At 56.7% G+C, this 16,372-nt stretch carries 15 protein-coding genes; 14 read left to right on the top strand and 1 reads right to left on the bottom strand.

Annotated features, from left to right (window positions below; all coding sequences use genetic code 11):
• Window positions 1–81: 81 nt before the first annotated feature.
• A complete protein-coding gene (fur, locus tag ACO0LO_RS11605) occupies window positions 82–516 on the bottom strand; it encodes a ferric iron uptake transcriptional regulator (protein ID WP_422964389.1) in 435 nt (144 codons plus the stop codon).
• Between the two features lie 76 nt (window positions 517–592).
• On the opposite strand from fur, the gene ACO0LO_RS11600 reads away from it, so the two are divergent.
• From ACO0LO_RS11600 to ACO0LO_RS11535, 14 genes are all read left to right on the top strand, one after another.
• Window positions 593–1,228: an outer membrane protein assembly factor BamE gene (locus ACO0LO_RS11600; protein WP_422964388.1), complete on the top strand. Its 636-nt coding sequence runs from the start codon at window positions 593–595 to the stop codon at window positions 1,226–1,228.
• Window positions 1,229–1,231: 3 nt separating this feature from the next.
• On the top strand, window positions 1,232–2,038 hold the full coding sequence (dapB, locus tag ACO0LO_RS11595; RefSeq protein ID WP_422964387.1) for a 4-hydroxy-tetrahydrodipicolinate reductase: 807 nt from the start codon (window positions 1,232–1,234) through the stop codon (window positions 2,036–2,038).
• 30 nt (window positions 2,039–2,068) lie between these two features.
• A complete protein-coding gene (locus ACO0LO_RS11590; protein ID WP_422964386.1) occupies window positions 2,069–2,752 on the top strand; it encodes a MotA/TolQ/ExbB proton channel family protein in 684 nt (227 codons plus the stop codon).
• Window positions 2,753–2,761: 9 nt separating this feature from the next.
• A complete protein-coding gene (locus tag ACO0LO_RS11585) occupies window positions 2,762–3,214 on the top strand; it encodes an ExbD/TolR family protein (RefSeq protein WP_422964385.1) in 453 nt (150 codons plus the stop codon).
• Window positions 3,215–3,321: 107 nt separating this feature from the next.
• Window positions 3,322–5,967, top strand: a complete 2,646-nt coding sequence (gene leuS / locus ACO0LO_RS11580) for a leucine--tRNA ligase (RefSeq protein ID WP_422964384.1) — start codon at window positions 3,322–3,324, stop codon at window positions 5,965–5,967.
• A 23-nt stretch (window positions 5,968–5,990) separates the two neighbouring features.
• Window positions 5,991–6,506 carry an LPS assembly lipoprotein LptE gene (lptE, locus tag ACO0LO_RS11575; protein WP_422964383.1) on the top strand — a complete coding sequence of 172 codons (516 nt, stop codon included), beginning with the start codon at window positions 5,991–5,993 and terminating at the stop codon, window positions 6,504–6,506.
• Window positions 6,507–6,509: 3 nt separating this feature from the next.
• Window positions 6,510–7,526, top strand: a complete 1,017-nt coding sequence (holA, locus tag ACO0LO_RS11570) for a DNA polymerase III subunit delta (RefSeq protein WP_422964382.1) — start codon at window positions 6,510–6,512, stop codon at window positions 7,524–7,526.
• Between the two features lie 227 nt (window positions 7,527–7,753).
• Window positions 7,754–9,019, top strand: a complete 1,266-nt coding sequence (locus ACO0LO_RS11565; RefSeq protein WP_422964381.1) for a glutamate-5-semialdehyde dehydrogenase — start codon at window positions 7,754–7,756, stop codon at window positions 9,017–9,019.
• Between the two features lie 53 nt (window positions 9,020–9,072).
• Window positions 9,073–9,495 (top strand): CopD family protein, encoded by a 423-nt coding sequence (locus tag ACO0LO_RS11560; protein ID WP_422964380.1) that lies wholly within the window; start codon window positions 9,073–9,075, stop codon window positions 9,493–9,495.
• 50 nt (window positions 9,496–9,545) lie between these two features.
• A complete protein-coding gene (locus tag ACO0LO_RS11555; protein WP_422964379.1) occupies window positions 9,546–10,148 on the top strand; it encodes a 2-hydroxychromene-2-carboxylate isomerase in 603 nt (200 codons plus the stop codon).
• A gap of 176 nt (window positions 10,149–10,324) precedes the next feature.
• Entirely contained in the window at window positions 10,325–11,536 is a 1,212-nt protein-coding gene (locus ACO0LO_RS11550) for a THUMP domain-containing class I SAM-dependent RNA methyltransferase (RefSeq protein ID WP_422964378.1), read from the top strand.
• A gap of 175 nt (window positions 11,537–11,711) precedes the next feature.
• Window positions 11,712–13,181, top strand: coding sequence for an NAD-dependent succinate-semialdehyde dehydrogenase (locus tag ACO0LO_RS11545; protein WP_422964377.1), 1,470 nt, complete (start codon window positions 11,712–11,714; stop codon window positions 13,179–13,181).
• A gap of 193 nt (window positions 13,182–13,374) precedes the next feature.
• Window positions 13,375–14,634 (top strand): multidrug effflux MFS transporter, encoded by a 1,260-nt coding sequence (locus ACO0LO_RS11540; protein WP_422964376.1) that lies wholly within the window; start codon window positions 13,375–13,377, stop codon window positions 14,632–14,634.
• Between the two features lie 543 nt (window positions 14,635–15,177).
• Window positions 15,178–16,185 carry a porin gene (locus ACO0LO_RS11535; protein ID WP_422964375.1) on the top strand — a complete coding sequence of 336 codons (1,008 nt, stop codon included), beginning with the start codon at window positions 15,178–15,180 and terminating at the stop codon, window positions 16,183–16,185.
• Window positions 16,186–16,372 lie beyond the last annotated feature (187 nt).

Here is a 16,372-nt window from a genome sequence, read left to right as displayed (position 1 = left end):
AAATGGCCTGCAAAAATTGCAGGCCATTTTTTTTATTTCCTTGCAGCGGCTGGAAGCTGCTGGGGAGTATTGAGTATTTGATTATTTGCGTATCTTGTCGCCGCATCCCGGCTTGGAACAGTATCCGTACAGCGCGAGCGCATGTTCGGAGATCGTGAATCCGCGTTCCTTCGCAATTGCCTGTTGTCTTTTTTCTATTTCTTCGTCATAGAACTCTTCCACGCGGCCGCATTCCAGGCACACCAGATGGTCATGGTGTGAGCCTTCGTTCAGTTCGAAGATGGCTTTGCCGGATTCAAAATGGTTGCGGCTGAGCAAGCCTGCCTGTTCAAATTGCGTCAGCACACGGTAGACTGTTGCTAAACCGACATCCATGTTTTCACTGAGCAATATCTTATAGACATCCTCGGCTGTCAGGTGGCGTACCGCGCTGTTTTGAAAAATTTCCAGGATTTTCAGACGTGGCAGGGTTGCCTTGAGTCCGCTGGCTTTCAGGTTTGGAGTGCTATTCGTCATGTTTTCGGTCAAAAAAGTACTATCTGCTTTATGATATAGGGTTTTAGCACTATTGCTCAATAAATTGAGGTTATCCATGCGATTGTTGTTCTCAGAAACATCCCGAAGCAAGGCGTTGCGAGCAGGGCTGCTTATTGCTCTCGCTCCTGTACTGCTGTCCCTGGCTGCGTGTGCATCCAAAAAGCCGGTAGAGATAGAGACCACGCCGCTGAACGGTGCTTCTGCAACCCAGGGCAATGCTGCCAAACCCGATTCTATCACTTCGATGCAGCCGCTGACGGCGGCTTCCGAGAAGGGCATCGCCAGCGGCGCCCAGGTGACTGCGCCTACCGGCATCTACAAGGTCCTGAATTACGTGTCGCCGTACCGTATTACGATTCAGCAGGGTAACTTCGTTTCGCAGGAAATGATCGCCCAACTGAAAGAGGGAATGACGCGCGAGCAAGTCCGCTTTTTGCTGGGCACCGCGTTGCTGACCGATATGTTCCACGAAGACCGCTGGGATTATCCGTTCCGCATCCAGAAGCCGAATGGCGAAGTCATCACCAGCCAGGTCAGCGTGTTCTTCAAGAATAACGCGGTAAGCCGTTTCGACGGCGGCAACCTGCCTACCGAAAAAGACTATCTGGCGCATATCACCAACGCCAAGATCGGTGAGCGGACCGAGTTGGCGCCGACGGTCGAGAAGAAAAAAGAGAGCAGCGGGGAGTAAGGCATGGCAGCGTTGAAAATAGCCGTGGCAGGGGCGTCCGGCCGCATGGGAAAAATGCTGGTGGAAGCGATCGCCAATGCCGACGACACCGTCCTGGCCGGAGCGCTGGATATTGCCGGTTCCCCCCATCTGGGCAGTGATGCGGCGGCTTTCCTGGGGACGCCTGCCGGCGTGCCCATCGTCTCAGACTTGGCGCAAGGCCTGGCGGATGCGGATTTTCTGATCGACTTCACCCGCCCCGAAGGCACGCTGCAGCACCTCGCTTATTGCGCGGAGCACGGCATCAAGATGATCATCGGTACTACCGGCTTTGACGATGAAGGCAAGGCGGCCATTGCGGCAGCTGCGCAAAAGACCGCCATCATGTTTGCGCCCAACATGAGCGTCGGCGTCAACGTGACGCTAAAGCTGCTGGAAATGGCTGCCAAGAGTTTTTCCCACGGCTACGATATAGAAATCATCGAAGCACATCACCGGCACAAAGTGGACGCGCCTTCCGGCACTGCGCTGAAGATGGGCGAAGTGATCGCAGACGCAGTGGGGCGTGACCTCAATGACGTCGCCGTCTATGCGCGCGAAGGCGTGACCGGCGAGCGCGATCCGTCCTCCATCGGTTTTGCAACCATCCGCGGCGGCGACATCGTCGGCGACCATACGGTGCTGTTTGCCGGCATCGGTGAGCGAGTGGAAATCACGCACAAATCCTCCAGCCGCGTCACCTATGCGCATGGCAGCCTGCGCGCGGCGCGCTTCCTGGCCGGCAAGCAGACCGGCCTGTATGACATGTTCGACGTACTGAACCTGCGTTAAACCTGCACGACGGGACATATCGGCCACAAGATGAATTTCTCCATCTCGTCGTACTGGGCACAGGGCGATGCAATCAGCCACATGGTTGCCTACCTGCTGCTGGCGATGTCGCTGGCAAGCTGGTTTACCATCCTGTCCAAAGCCTGGGCGGCATGGCGCGTGCGCCGCAGTGCCGGCTTGCTGGATACTTTCTGGAAAGCGCCCACCATGGGCGATGCCATTGCGATGGCCAATGCGGCCGACGGCGACAATATCTACGCGCCTCTGGCCAGCAAGGCTTTGCACGCTGCCGATCCGTCCAGCCAGGCGGGATCGCTGAGTGCAGGCACTGCGGCCACGGACCTGATCACGCGCAGCCTGCGGCAAGAAATGAACCGCATTACCGTAAAACTGGAGACTGGCCTCACCTTGCTGGCGTCGATAGGATCGACTGCGCCTTTCGTCGGCCTGCTGGGCACTGTATGGGGCATCTATCATGCGCTGACCGAGGTGTCGGCTTCCGGCATTGTGCAGATCGACAAGGTGGCGGGGCCGGTCGGCGAGGCGCTGATCATGACCGCGCTGGGGTTGATGGTCGCGATTCCTGCGGTATTGTCCTATAACGCGCTAAACCGCGTGAACCGCGTCACGATGGCGGAACTGGATGCGTTTGCTTACGACCTGCATGCTCATCTGAGCAAGGCGCACGGTAGTGATGCCGGCGCCAGGAAATAGGCCGGCGCGATGGGATTCGGCCAGTTCAGCAGCGATGGCAACGGCAAGGGCGGCAAGCACCTGCTGCCCATGGCCGATATCAATGTGACGCCGATGGTGGACGTGATGCTGGTGCTGCTGGTGATTTTTATCATCACTGCCCCTTTGCTGACGCACACAATCAAACTGGATTTGCCAAAAGCACAAGCCGGCGCCGCGCCGGAAAAACCGCAGACCGTCACCGTGTCCTTTGATGCGCAGGGGCAGTTGTATTGGAATCAAGACAAAATCGACATTGCAACCCTGGACGGCAAGCTGCAGCAGGCGGCCCAAAGCCGTCCTCAGCCTGAGCTGCAACTGCGTGCCGACAAGTCCACGCGCTATGAAATCATTGCACAAGTGATGTCTTCTGCACAAAACCAAGGCCTGGCAAAAATCGGCTTTGTCACCGAACCGCCGGCAAACATTCCCGCCAAAAAATAGAAAAGCTCCCCTCTGGGGCGTTTCTCTGAAAATCAGCCTGAACAAGTTATAATCAAAGGTTCAGAGTTGTTCCCCGCAATAAACCGAATTTATCCAACCGAGCCGTCATGCAAGAAAAATACAGCCCATCCGAAGTCGAACAATCGGCGCAAAGCCACTGGGAAAAAATCGACGCTTATAAAGCAGTGGAAAACGATCCGCGCTTCCCGAAAGGCAAGTACTACGCCTGCTCGATGCTGCCTTATCCGTCCGGCAAACTGCACATGGGCCACGTGCGCAACTACACGATCAACGACATGCTCGCACGCCAGTTGCGCATGAACGGCTACAACGTACTGATGCCGATGGGCTGGGATGCTTTCGGCCTGCCGGCGGAGAACGCGGCGATCAAGAACAAGGTGCCGCCGGCCAAATGGACCTACGATAACATCGCCTACATGAAGACCCAGATGCAGGCGATGGGCCTGGCCATCGACTGGTCGCGCGAAGTGGCGACCTGCTCGCCCGAATACTATAAATGGAACCAGTGGCTGTTCCTGAAAATGCTGGAAGCCGGCATCTGCGAGCGCCGCACACAGGTTGTCAACTGGGACCCGATCGACCAGACCGTGCTCGCCAATGAACAGGTGATAGACGGCCGCGGCTGGCGCTCCGGCGCCGTCATCGAAAAACGCGAAATTCCCGGCTACTACCTGAACATCACCAAATATGCGGATGAGTTGTTGTCCGCCGTCGCCAATCCGGAAGATCCGAATTACCTGAGCGGCTGGCCGGAACGCGTGCGCCTGATGCAGGAAAACTGGATAGGCAAATCCGAAGGTGTGCGTTTTGCGTTCACGCACGACATTCGCGACAGTGCCGGCCAGTTGATCCAGGATGGCAAGATGTACGTGTTCACCACGCGTGCCGACACCGTCATGGGTGTGACCTTCTGCGCAGTGGCGCCTGAGCATCCGCTGGCGAGCTATGCTGCCGAATCCAATCCGGCGCTGGCGGCCTTTATTGAAGAATGCAAAAAAGGCGGCACGACCGAGGCCGAACTGGCGCTACGTGAAAAAGAGGGCAGGCCTACCGGTCTGTTCGTCACGCATCCGCTGACCGGCGACAAGGTGGAAGTCTGGGTCGGTAACTATGTGCTGATGTCTTACGGCGATGGCGCCGTGATGGGTGTGCCGGCGCATGATGAACGCGATTTCATCTTCGCCAAAAAATACAAACTGCCGGTCAAGCAGGTGGTGGGTGTGGAAGGTGAAACCTATTCCACCGACGCCTGGGCCGAGTGGTATGGCGACAAGCAGCGCGGCGTGACCATCAACAGCGGCGCGCTGGATGGCCTGACGTACAAGCAGGCGGTGGGCAAGGTTGCCGATCTGGTTGGCGCCAAAGGACTGGGCGAGAAAAAAACCACGTGGCGCCTGCGCGACTGGGGCGTCAGCCGCCAGCGCTACTGGGGCACGCCTATCCCTATCATTCACTGCGATGATTGCGGTTCCGTGCCGGTGCCGGAAAAAGATTTGCCGGTAGTGCTGCCGGAAGACTGTATCCCGGACGGCTCCGGAAATCCGCTGAACAAGCGCGCAGATTTCCTGCATGTTGCCTGCCCCAGCTGCGGCAAGCCGGCCAAACGCGAAACCGATACGATGGATACCTTCGTCGACAGCTCATGGTATTTCATGCGCTACTGCGACGCAGGCAATGACCAGGCAATGGTAGGCGAAGGCACCAAATACTGGATGCCGATGGATCAGTACATAGGCGGCATCGAGCATGCGATCCTGCATTTGCTGTACGCGCGCTTCTGGACCAAGGTCATGCGCGACCTGAAGCTGATCGATGCCAGCGAGCCTTTCTCCCGCCTGCTGACGCAGGGCATGGTATTGAAAGGCGCGTTCTTCCAGAAGCTGGAAGGCGCAGGCAAGAACTATTATTGGGAACACGAAGTCGACGTCATCCACAACGAGCAGGGCGTGGTGGTTGGCGGCCGTCTCAAATCCGACGGCTCGCCGCTGGAATACGAGATGACGACGATGTCCAAGTCCAAGAGCAACGGCGTCGATCCGCAAGAGCTGATCAACCAGTACGGCGCGGATACGGCACGGCTGTTCGTCATGTTTGCATCTCCGCCGGAACAGACATTGGAGTGGAATGACTCCGGCGTGGAAGGCGCGCACCGCTTCCTGCGCCGCGTATGGGCTTACGGCGCCAAAAATGAGCAGGTACTGGCCAAGGCCAGTGCTGTGCCGGCGGCATTGAGCGCAGAAGGCAAGACGCTGCGCCGCGAAGTGCACACGGTATTGCGCCAGATCAGCTACGACTATGAACGCATGCAGTACAACACAGTGGTGTCCGGCGGAATGAAACTGCTGAATACCATAGAGTCCTTCAAGCTGGAAGGCGAAGGCAATGCGGCGGCGGCGCGCGAGGCGTTCGGCATCCTGTTGCGTAGCCTGTATCCGGTATGTCCGCACCTTACCCATGGCCTGTGGCAGGAACTGGGTTACGCGGCGGAGTTTGGCGATTTGCTGGATGCGGCGTGGCCGCAGGTGGATGAGGCTGCACTGGTGCAGACCGAAATCGAAATGATGATACAGGTGAACGGTAAATTGCGCGGCAGCATCACGGTCGCCAAGGATGCCGACAAGGCCAGCATAGAAGCCGCCGCGCTGGCGAACGAAAACGTCCAGCGCTACGTGGAAGGTACGCCGAAGAAGATCATCGTCGTTCCCGGCAAGCTGGTCAATATCGTCGCCTGATGTCTATCACAAGGAAACCGAGCATGCGTGTCAACCTGTCCAAGTCCATCCAGTTCGCCAGCCTGTTTGTGCTGGTGCTGATGTTATCCGCCTGCGGCTTTGCCATGCGCGGCGCGGTTTCTTTTCCGTTCAAGAGCATCTACCTGGGCTTTTCTGATTCGTCGCCGCTGGGCGGCGAGCTGAAGCGCAATATCCGCGCCAATGGCGAGACAGCTATCGTCTCCAAACAGGACGACGCGGAAGTGATACTGGACGTGTTGTCTGAATCCCGCGAGAAGGTCATCCTGTCGCTGAACAGCCAGGGCCGTGTGCGCGAATATAACCTGCTGTATACGCTGCGTTTTCGCGTTCGGGACAAAGCCGGCAGGGAATTCCTGGAGCCGACCGAAATCAGCCTGAAGCGCAATATCACCTTCAATGAAACCCAGGTGCTGGCGAAAGAGGCGGAAGAGGTTGTGTTGTACCGCGATATGCAGACCGACCTGGTGCAGCAGATCATGCGCAGGCTGGCCGTGCTGAACATGAGCAAACAGGAATGACCGATGCAATTGCGTTTTGATGCGGTAGACGCCCATCTGGCAAAGTCGCTGGCGCCGCTGTATGTCATCACCAGCGATGAGCACCTGCTGGCGCTGGAAACGGCAGACAAGATACGCCGCGCTGCGCGCAGCCAGGGTTTCCTGGAACGCGATATCCTGACGGTGGAGCGCAGTTTCAAATGGGGCGCTCTGTTGGCGGCCAACCAGTCACAGTCGCTGTTCGGCGACAAGAAGCTGATCGATTTGCGCATACCCACCGGCAAGCCCGGCAAGGATGGCGGGCAGGCCCTGCAGGATTACGTCGCCCACCTGTCGCCGGACAACCTGACGCTGGTCACGCTACCCAAGCTGGACTGGGCGACGCAAAAGGCGGCCTGGGTAGGCAGCCTGCAGCAGGCAGCGGTGTACATCGATATCCCGCTGGTGGAGCGGGCGCAATTGCCGTCGTGGATCTCAATGCGTTTGTCGCTGCAGGGCCAGAGTGCCGACCGGCAAAGCCTGGATTTTATTGCCGACCGCGTAGAGGGCAACCTGCTGGCCGCGCATCAGGAAATACAGAAGCTGGCCTTGCTGCATCCGCAGGGTAAATTGAGTTTTGAACAGATCCACGATGCGGTGCTGAACGTTGCCCGCTACGATGTGTTCAAGCTCAACGAGGCAATGCTGGCCGGCGACGTGCCGCGGCTGGTGCGCATGCTGGAAGGCCTGAAAGGCGAGGGCGAGGCACTGCCGCTGGTGCTGTGGGCAGTGGCGGAAGAAATCCGCAGCCTGCTGAAACTGAAATCCGGCATGAACCAGGGTCGTCCTCTCGGCATGCTGCTGAAAGAATACCGCATCTGGGGCCCGCGCGAAAAACTGATGGCGCCCGCGCTTAATCGTGTCAGCCAGACAACACTGGAAGCCGCGCTGCAGGATGCGGCGCAAGTCGATAAGATGGTCAAGGGTTTGCGTGCCAAGGATTTCGCCGGCGATGCCTGGGATGCATTGCTGCAGCTGGGTCTGCGTATCGCCAGAGGCTGATACGGTGGCAGAAGCCGGCGAGTTGTGCAGGCAAGGAATACCGGTCGACACATTTTGAATGATTGGTTCACTGTGCGGGAGTGCCCACGAGGCGCTGTGCCGTGCAACCGGACGGCATGGTGCGCCGGCTACGCGTTCTTATCCAGCGCAGCGGTAGACGGCAAGCACACAGTATCAGGTTCGCCAATAAGATTGGCTCTTACAGACATTTATTTCAAAGCAAGCAGATGGATATCAAGCAATACATGACCGACGTCGGCATGCGGGCACGCAGGGCGTCCCGGGCGATGGCCAAGGCCGATACCGCCGCCAAGAACCGCGCGCTGTCGCTGATTGCCGCCGCAATTCGTCGCGAGGCGCCTGCGCTGCGCGCCGCCAATGAAAAAGATATGGATGCCGCCCGCGCGAGTGGCATGGTGCCGGCACTGCTGGACCGGTTGGCGCTGTCCGACAAGACCATTGCGACGATGGCCGAAGGCCTGGAGCAGATCGCTGCGCTGGCCGATCCTATTGGCGAAATTTCCAACATGAAGTACCGCCCCACCGGCATACAGGTAGGGCAGATGCGTGTGCCGCTGGGCGTTATCGGCATCATTTATGAAGCCCGCCCCAACGTGACCGTGGATGCTGCCGGCCTGTGCATCAAGAGCGGCAATGCCACGATACTGCGCGGCGGCTCGGAAGCAATCCACTGTAACCAGGCACTCGCAGCGCTGGTCAAGGAAGGCCTGGCAGGCGCAGGCCTGCCGGCGGATGCCGTGCAGATCGTGGAAACCACTGACCGGGCTGCTGTCGGCGAACTGATCACGATGCCGCAGTATGTGGACGTCATCGTGCCGCGCGGCGGCAAGGGGTTGATAGAGCGGCTGATGCGAGAATCCAAGGTGCCGATGATCAAGCACCTGGACGGCATCTGCCATGTGTATATCGATGGCGGCGCCGATGTCGCCAAGGCGCTTGCCATTGGCTTCAACGCCAAGTGCCACCGCTATGGCACCTGCAATACCATGGAAACGCTGCTGGTCGCGCGTGCTGTCGCTGCACAAGTGCTGCCTGGGTTGGCGGAACTCTATGCAGGCAAGGAGGTCGAACTGCGATGCGATACCGAAGCGGCACAGATACTGGCAGGCTACCCGCACCTGGCTGCGGCGACCGAAGAAGACTGGAGCACGGAATACCTGGCTCCCGTCCTGGCAATCAAGGTCGTCGACGGCATGGATGAGGCAATCGAGCATATCAATACCTACTCATCCCAGCATACCGACGCCATCGTTACCGAAGACTACAGCCGTGCCATGCGTTTCCTGCGCGAAGTGGATTCTGCCTCGGTGCTAGTCAATGCGTCCACCCGCTTTGCCGACGGTTTTGAATACGGACTGGGGGCGGAAATAGGTATTTCCAACGACAAGTTGCATGCGCGCGGCCCGGTCGGGCTGGAAGGATTGACGTCGCTCAAATATGTGGTATTCGGTCACGGCGAAGTCAGGCAATAAGATTCTGCGCCGCATACAGAACGGTTGCAATGAAGGTTTAATAAAGGATAAATATGCTGTGGATCAAAGCTTTGCACGTTGTCTTCGTCATCTCCTGGTTTGCAGGCCTGTTTTACCTGCCGCGTATTTTCGTGAACCTGGCTATGGAAAATGAAACGGTGACGACCGAGCGCCTGCTGCTGATGGCGCGCAAGCTGTACCGTTTTACGACCATGCTGGCGGTGCCTGCGATTATTTTCGGCCTGTGGATGTACCTGGGCTATGGCATAGGCAAGGGACCGGGCAATGGCTGGATGCACGCCAAGCTGGGCCTGGTTGTGCTGGTGCTGGGCTATCACCATGCCTGCGGTTCGCTGCTGAAGAAATTCGAGCAGGGCCGCAACAAGCGCAGCCATACCTGGTTCCGCTGGTTCAACGAAGTGCCGGTGCTTTTGCTGCTGGGCATTGTGATCATGGTCGTGGTCAAACCGTTTTAAATCTGTCTGCTTTCCCTATTGTGTTGCCTTGTGTAATTCAGGAGTAATGTATGTCCAAGATTTGCGAATACTATTTTGCGCCCCAGTCGCCGTGGTCCTACCTCGGGCACAAGCGCTTTGTCGAACTGGCCAAGAAGTACGACGTCAAGATAGATGCCCGGCCGTTTGACCTCGGAAAAATTTTCGGCGTATCCGGCGGCTTGCCGCTGGCCAAGCGGGCGCCGCAGCGCCAGGCTTACAGGCTGGTGGAAATGCAGCGCTGGAGCGAGTACCTGGGTTTGCCGATGAACCTGCAGCCGACGTTTTTTCCGGTGGCGGCCGATCCCGCGGCGCTGCTGATTATCGCCGCCCAGCTAACTAATGGCACCGATGCGGCGATGAGCCTGACCCAGGCGATCATGTCCGCCGTGTGGGAAAACCAGAAAAATATCGCCGATCCGGATACGCTGGTCGCACTGGCGCTGGAATGCGAGCTGGATGGGAAAGCACTGCTGAAATCCTCGGAGACTGCCAGCGTACAGGCGGAATACGACAGGTTCACCAATGAAGCGACTGCCGGCAATGTGTTCGGTGCGCCTTGGTTCGTTTACCAGGGCGAAAGCTACTGGGGGCAGGACAGGCTGGATTTCCTGGAGCGCGCGTTCCAGAAGTAAGTGAGTGACAGAGTTAAAAGCAGAGTTTGAAATAGAGTAAGAGTTAAGCTTAGAAACAGAAGCAAAAACGCAACACAGGAGCAAACCCTGATTTATAAAACCAGGGTGTAATGCCCAGGCAGGGCAATGGTGCCCTTCCTGCCACACTTGAATCACAACGGATAAAAGGTACCCCCATGACACGTTATTCCTATTTTTGCCCATGCCCCCGCGGCCTGGAAGCTGCCCTGGCGGAAGAGCTGGACGAAATCGCGCAAGCCGACAAAACCCTGAAAGTGCATACGCAGGTGCCCGGCGGTGTGCACTGTTCCGGCGTTTTACAGGACGCTTACCGTATCAACCTGCATTCGCGCATTGCGTCGCGCGTGCTGTTGCGCATGGCCCATGCCGGCTACGTCAATGAAAATGATATCTACGATCTGACTCTGGAGCAGGCATGGGAAGACTGGTTCGGCTACCACCATACGATACGGGTGGACGTTACCGCCGTGAAATCTCCGGTCAAGAGCCTGGAATTCATCACGCTGAAGATTAAGGACGCCATTTGCGACCGCTTCCGTGACCAGTTCACGCAAAGGCCTTCAGTCGATACCAAGAGCCCCGATATGCGTATCGTCGGTTTCCTTGATGCGCATAATTTCACGGTGTACCTGGATACTTCCGGCGAGGCCCTGTTCAAGCGCGGCTGGCGCATGGAAACCGGTGACGCGCCGTTGCGCGAAAACCTGGCGGCGGGCCTGCTGCGCACATCCGGCTGGAAGCCCGGCGTGCCCTTGTTCGACCCCATGTGCGGCTCCGGCACCATCCTGATCGAAGCGGCGCAAATGGTGGCGGGCATCCCGCCCGGCATACGCCGCGAGTTTGCTTTTGAGAAATTCGGTAGCTTTAATGAGGCCGAATGGCTGGCGATCAAGAATGCTGTCAGGGCCAATCCGCTGCCTGCGGAGCCCAGCATTTTTGGTAGCGATATTTCCGGCGACATGATCACCATGACGCGCAATAACCTGAATAAAGCTGGCATCAGGTTCGACGTACCGCTGAAGCAGATCGAGGCGCAAGAGATCAAGGCACCGACCGACACGCCTGGCGTCCTGTTGACCAATCCGCCGTACGGCGAACGGATAGGCGTGCGTGGCGACAGCACCGTGGAAGCAGACGACATGGCCAAGGATTTCTTCAGCGCGTTCAGCACCACGCTGAAACAGCGATTTGCCGGCTGGAGCGTGTTCCTGTTCACTGCAGACTTGGGTTTGCCGAAAATGCTGCGCCTGAAAGAATCGCGCAAGACGCCTTTCTTCAACGGTGCGCTCGAATGCAGGCTGTTCCGTTTCGACATGGTGGCCGGTTTCAACCGCCGCGAAGAAGCCAAGCCAAAAACGGCCAGCTGAGCTTGGAGCCTGTCAAGTCGAGGTTTGCGCCGCCTGCCTTAGCGCGGCGGTGCAGCTGTACCGCAAAGACTTTTTCTGGCGTGAAAAAGATTCATTCCGCTTCTTCAGCGCTGGGATGCACTTTGCGCTATGCTGGTCAGCTCACTTGTTCATACCTGTTCAGCCGGAGATATCGATGTCCCACGCATTCACACTCAAAGACCCTTCGCTGTTGCGCAACCAAGCCTATATCAATGGATTATGGGTGGATGCTGCCGGCAGTTTCGACGTCACTAATCCTTCCACCCATAAACTGGTAGGCACCGTGCCCAATATGGGCGGCAAAGAGACTCAATCTGCCATTGATGCGGCACAGGCTGCCTTCCCTGGCTGGGCGGCCAAGACCGGCAAGGAGAGGGCCGCCGTCATGCGCAAATGGTTCGACCTGATGATCGCTAACGCCGATGACCTGGCCGCGCTGATGACAGCCGAGCAGGGCAAGCCGCTGGCGGAAGCCAAGGGCGAGGTCATGTATGGCGCCAGTTTCATCGAATGGTTTGCAGAGGAAGCCAAGCGCGTTTCCGGCGATGTCATGGCCTCCACATGGAGTGACAAGCGCATGGTGGTGCTGAAGCAGCCCATCGGCGTATGCGCTTCCATCACGCCATGGAATTTCCCGATAGCGATGATCACCCGCAAGGTGGCGCCGGCAATCGCTGCGGGCTGCTCCATCGTCATCAAGCCGGCAGAGCAAACGCCATTGAGCGCGCTGGCGATTGCAGAACTTGCGCACAGGGCCGGATTGCCAGCCGGCGTGATGAACATCATCACCGCCGATTCAGATAAATCGATAGAAGCAGGCAAGGTATTGTGCGACAGCCCGGTGGTGCGTCACCTGTCCTTTACCGGTTCAACACCGGTGGGCCGCATCCTGATGCGGCAGTGTGCACCGACCATCAAGAAGCTGGCGCTGGAGCTGGGCGGCCACGCGCCTTTCATCGTGTTCGAGGATGCCGACCTGGACGCAGCCGTGGAAGGGGCCCTGCAATCCAAGTTCCGTAATGCAGGCCAGACCTGCGTCTGCACCAACCGTTTCTATGCACATGAATCGATCTACGATGCCTTCGTTGAAAAGCTGGCCGCAGGCGCCAAGAACATCAAGGTAGGCGATGGTTTCGACCAGGGTGTCAGCCAGGGGCCGCTGATTGACGAGCAGGCCGTCGCCAAAGTGGAGGAGCACGTTGCGGATGCGATTGCCAAGGGTGCCAGCGTATTGGCCGGAGGCAAAAAGAATCCACTGGGCTCTTTGTTTTATGAACCTACCGTACTGTCCAACGTGCATGACGGCATGCAGATCATGGTTGAGGAAACCTTTGGCCCGGTCGCTGCAGTAGTCAAGTTCCGTACAGAGGAAGAAGCGGTTGCTGCCGCCAACAATACCGATTTCGGCCTTGCCTCGTATTTCTATTCGCGCGATATCGGCCGCGTGTGGCGCGTGGCGGAAAAACTGGAATACGGCATGGTTGGCATCAACACCGGGCTGATCTCGAACGAGGTCGCGCCTTTCGGCGGCGTCAAGCAGTCCGGCCTGGGGCGAGAAGGGTCGAAATACGGCATCGACGAATATCTGGAAATCAAATACCTGTGCATGGGCGGCATCAGCTGATAGTCAGCTGTTAATCAGCCGACTATCGCTGGTATTGAGTCAGGGAGCTCTGGTGTATCCTATGCGGTAGCGGTGTGCTGTGTCGTGCTGTACTTGGCCGGCATACCGGTATTTAGCGTAACGGCAGGTTTGGACGCATATATAAAAAATCGACGGGCGCGGTGCACCGTTGAACACATTTTTCATTCTACTTATGTCTTCCAATCCTGAACCGGCTTCATCCTCCAAGTTCCGGCTGAGCGGCAAGAACGCGCTGGCCACCTTGCTGGCAGCCCTGGCAATGCTGGGGCCGTTTTCGATAGATACCTATCTGCCGGCATTTCCCACGATACAGTCCACGCTCAGCGCCAGCCCCATCGAAGTCCAGCAGACGCTGACAGCCTACATGCTGGCGTTTGCAGTCATGATCCTGTGGCACGGCGCATTGTCGGACGCCTTTGGCCGCCGCAACATTATCCTGGTGTCGCTGGCGGTATTCGCGGTCGCGTCATTCGGCTGCGCATCGGCGCACAGCATCCATTACCTGTGGGGCTTCCGCATCCTGCAGGGGGTATCTGCAGGGGCGGGCGTGGTGGTGGGCCGCGCAATCATCCGCGATATGTATTCCGGGGCACCCGCGGAGCGCTTGCTCTCCCTGGTAACAATGATATTTTCAATTGCGCCGGCCATCGCGCCGATACTGGGCGGCTGGGTAGTCACGTTCTCGGGCTGGCGGACCATCTTTCTGCTGTTGTTCGGCTACACCGTCATACTGCTATGGGTATGCTACAAGCGCCTGCCGGAATCGCTCCCGGTAGAAAAGCGCCAGCCGTTCAGCGCGGAGTTCCTGTGGCAAAGCTATAAAATGGTGTTCAAGTCGCCGCTGTTCCACCTGAAAGCGGGGACTATTGCATTCAATTTTGCCGGCCTTTTCCTGTATGTTGCCGCAGCACCGGTCTTCATCACCCAGCATCTTAAACTCGGGCCGGACCAGTTCGGCTGGCAGTTCGTGCCTTCCGTCGGAGGCATTTTTTTCGGCGCGCTGACAGCCAACCGGCTGGCCGGGAAAATCACCGTATGGCGGCAGGTGAATATCGGTTTTTACTTCCTGATCGGCGCCTCGCTGTTCAATTTCATCTACCACGTGTTCTGGCCTGCGATGCTGCCCTGGTCGGTCATTACGCTGTTCTTTTATACTTTCGGCATGTCCCTCGTGGCACCTGGCGCCACCTTGCTGGTGCTGGATCTTTTTCCGACGATACGCGGCATCGTCGCCTCCTGCCAGTCTTTCTCGGTGACGGTGCTGGGTGCGGTAGTGGCCGGCGTCGTCGCACCAATACTCGACCGTTCGGTGCTGCTGCTGGCGCTCGGCCAGCTGTTTTTTGCCGTTGCCGGCATGACGACCTGGTACATGTCGCGCGCGTATGCGCGCATGCTGTCGGGCCGTAAAAACGCCTGGGAAAGCATCGAGTAGGCTCCCTGCACGCAAACTGGAATGGGTTTATCATTTCGCACGGGATGCGTTTTCGTAAAACCAATAATTTCCCAATTGCACCAAAATAAAGCGCATTGTTTTTGACAATGCACTTTATTGTTGCGTTGCAAACTTTCTTGTGACGGGGAACTTTTTATCCTCAAACCAGTCACTGTCATTGGCAAAGGTGAAATAAATTTCAATTTAACTACTTGAAATTTAATTGCTCGGCTGCATTTTCTTAATGCTCTGCACCATTTTTGATTTTTGACTATAATGCGAAGCCGTTTGAATAAAGTCTCTGACAAATTTGTAATATGTTAATGAGATTTCGTTAGTGTGTTTTTTTAACGACATCTGTCAGAGTACCGAAGCAAGCCTTGGACAATTCATCAAGTTGTCACTTTCGGCAGGTATAGTGAAAGTCGTCGTTGGGTCTGTATCCCGGATTCAAGGCTTTTGAGACCTGCAAACTTACTGATGTCGATTATGCAATACTATTTTCGGCATGAACCAAATTTCAATTTTTTTTGGAATCTATAAATGAAAAAATCACTACTCGCAGTTGCCTTGTTGGGCGCTTTCTCAGGTGCGGCTTTTGCGCAATCTTCCGTAACTATCTACGGCTTGCTGGATGCTGGTATCTCCCGCGATGACAACGGCGCGCCAGCCGGTGCAAAAACAGGCCTGGACAGCGGTCTGCAAAACGGTTCCCGTCTGGGTTTCAAAGGTACTGAAGATCTGGGCGGCGGTTTGAAAGCCAACTTCGTATTGGAAAGCGGCCTGAAACTGGATACAGGTACTTACGATCAAAACGGTACACCGTTTGGTCGTCAAGCCTACGTTGGCTTGTCCGGCGACTTCGGTGCTGTGAACCTGGGTCATCAAAAATCGATCACTTACTCCATCGGCGAAGCAGTTGATCCATTCAGCCTGGGTCTGGCCGGTAACATCGATCGTCTGTTCAAAACAGGCACACGCCGCGATAACGCTGCAACCTACTTCACACCTAACCTGAACGGTTTCACTGGTAGCGTTCAATACGCTTTCGGCGAAGTCGCTGGCGACAACAATGCTAACCGTACAGTCGGCGCTTCCGGTGTGTACGCTGCTGGTCCTATCTATGCAGCTGTAGCATACGAAAAAGTCAACGACCCAAGCGGCAACACTGCTGTTACTGGTAAAAAGATTTTCGTTGGCGGCGTATATGACTTCGGCGTAGCAAAAGCACACGCAGCATACGAAACAATCAAAGGCGAAACAAGCCTGACTAACCTGACAGAATCCGAACAGCGCGTTTGGATGATCGGTGCAACTGTACCGTTCGGCGCAAGCTCTTTCCTGATCGATTACACACGTCTGAAAGATGAAAACGTCGGCAATGCAGATGCTAACCAGATCGCTCTGGGCTACCTGTACGCTTTGTCCAAGCGCACTAACCTGTACGCTTCCTACTCGCGTACAGCGAACGACGGCAATGCAACATACAATGCCGGCGCAAAAGGCGCGACAGACAAACTGTTCAACTTTGGTCTGCGTCACCTGTTCTAAGCTGCGTCAGGCTTTTGCCTGAAACGGTTTAAACAAATAAAAATGGGGTAGCCAGCGATGGCTACCCCATTTTTTTGCTTTGGCTGCAGATGTATGACGTACTGTCAGGCGATGGCGCTAATATTTTGCAACAATTTTGTCGAGCAAAATGCTGGCAAGTAGCATGGTATTGGGGCAATATCTTGTT

It is taken from the genome of Undibacterium sp. TJN25 (genome assembly GCF_049339885.1).
Lineage (GTDB): Bacteria > Pseudomonadota > Gammaproteobacteria > Burkholderiales > Burkholderiaceae_D > Undibacterium.
Note: the sequence above shows the minus strand (reverse complement) of the source record. Positions and strands in the feature narration are given on the sequence as shown.

Excerpts from the sequence above, each read along its gene's own strand:
- ACO0LO_RS11555 (WP_422964379.1), top strand. The coding sequence starts at position 9,546 with ATGTCCAAGATTTGCGAATACTATTTTGCGCCCCAGTCGCCGTGGTCC.
- ACO0LO_RS11560 (WP_422964380.1), top strand. The coding sequence starts at position 9,073 with ATGCTGTGGATCAAAGCTTTGCACGTTGTCTTCGTCATCTCCTGGTTT.
- fur (WP_422964389.1), bottom strand. The coding sequence starts at position 516 with ATGACGAATAGCACTCCAAACCTGAAAGCCAGCGGACTCAAGGCAACC.
- ACO0LO_RS11540 (WP_422964376.1), top strand. The coding sequence starts at position 13,375 with ATGTCTTCCAATCCTGAACCGGCTTCATCCTCCAAGTTCCGGCTGAGC.
- dapB (WP_422964387.1), top strand. The coding sequence starts at position 1,232 with ATGGCAGCGTTGAAAATAGCCGTGGCAGGGGCGTCCGGCCGCATGGGA.
- ACO0LO_RS11535 (WP_422964375.1), top strand. The coding sequence starts at position 15,178 with ATGAAAAAATCACTACTCGCAGTTGCCTTGTTGGGCGCTTTCTCAGGT.
- lptE (WP_422964383.1), top strand. The coding sequence starts at position 5,991 with ATGCGTGTCAACCTGTCCAAGTCCATCCAGTTCGCCAGCCTGTTTGTG.
- leuS (WP_422964384.1), top strand. The coding sequence starts at position 3,322 with ATGCAAGAAAAATACAGCCCATCCGAAGTCGAACAATCGGCGCAAAGC.
- holA (WP_422964382.1), top strand. The coding sequence starts at position 6,510 with ATGCAATTGCGTTTTGATGCGGTAGACGCCCATCTGGCAAAGTCGCTG.
- ACO0LO_RS11545 (WP_422964377.1), top strand. The coding sequence starts at position 11,712 with ATGTCCCACGCATTCACACTCAAAGACCCTTCGCTGTTGCGCAACCAA.
- ACO0LO_RS11550 (WP_422964378.1), top strand. The coding sequence starts at position 10,325 with ATGACACGTTATTCCTATTTTTGCCCATGCCCCCGCGGCCTGGAAGCT.
- ACO0LO_RS11600 (WP_422964388.1), top strand. The coding sequence starts at position 593 with ATGCGATTGTTGTTCTCAGAAACATCCCGAAGCAAGGCGTTGCGAGCA.
- ACO0LO_RS11590 (WP_422964386.1), top strand. The coding sequence starts at position 2,069 with ATGAATTTCTCCATCTCGTCGTACTGGGCACAGGGCGATGCAATCAGC.
- ACO0LO_RS11565 (WP_422964381.1), top strand. The coding sequence starts at position 7,754 with ATGGATATCAAGCAATACATGACCGACGTCGGCATGCGGGCACGCAGG.
- ACO0LO_RS11585 (WP_422964385.1), top strand. The coding sequence starts at position 2,762 with ATGGGATTCGGCCAGTTCAGCAGCGATGGCAACGGCAAGGGCGGCAAG.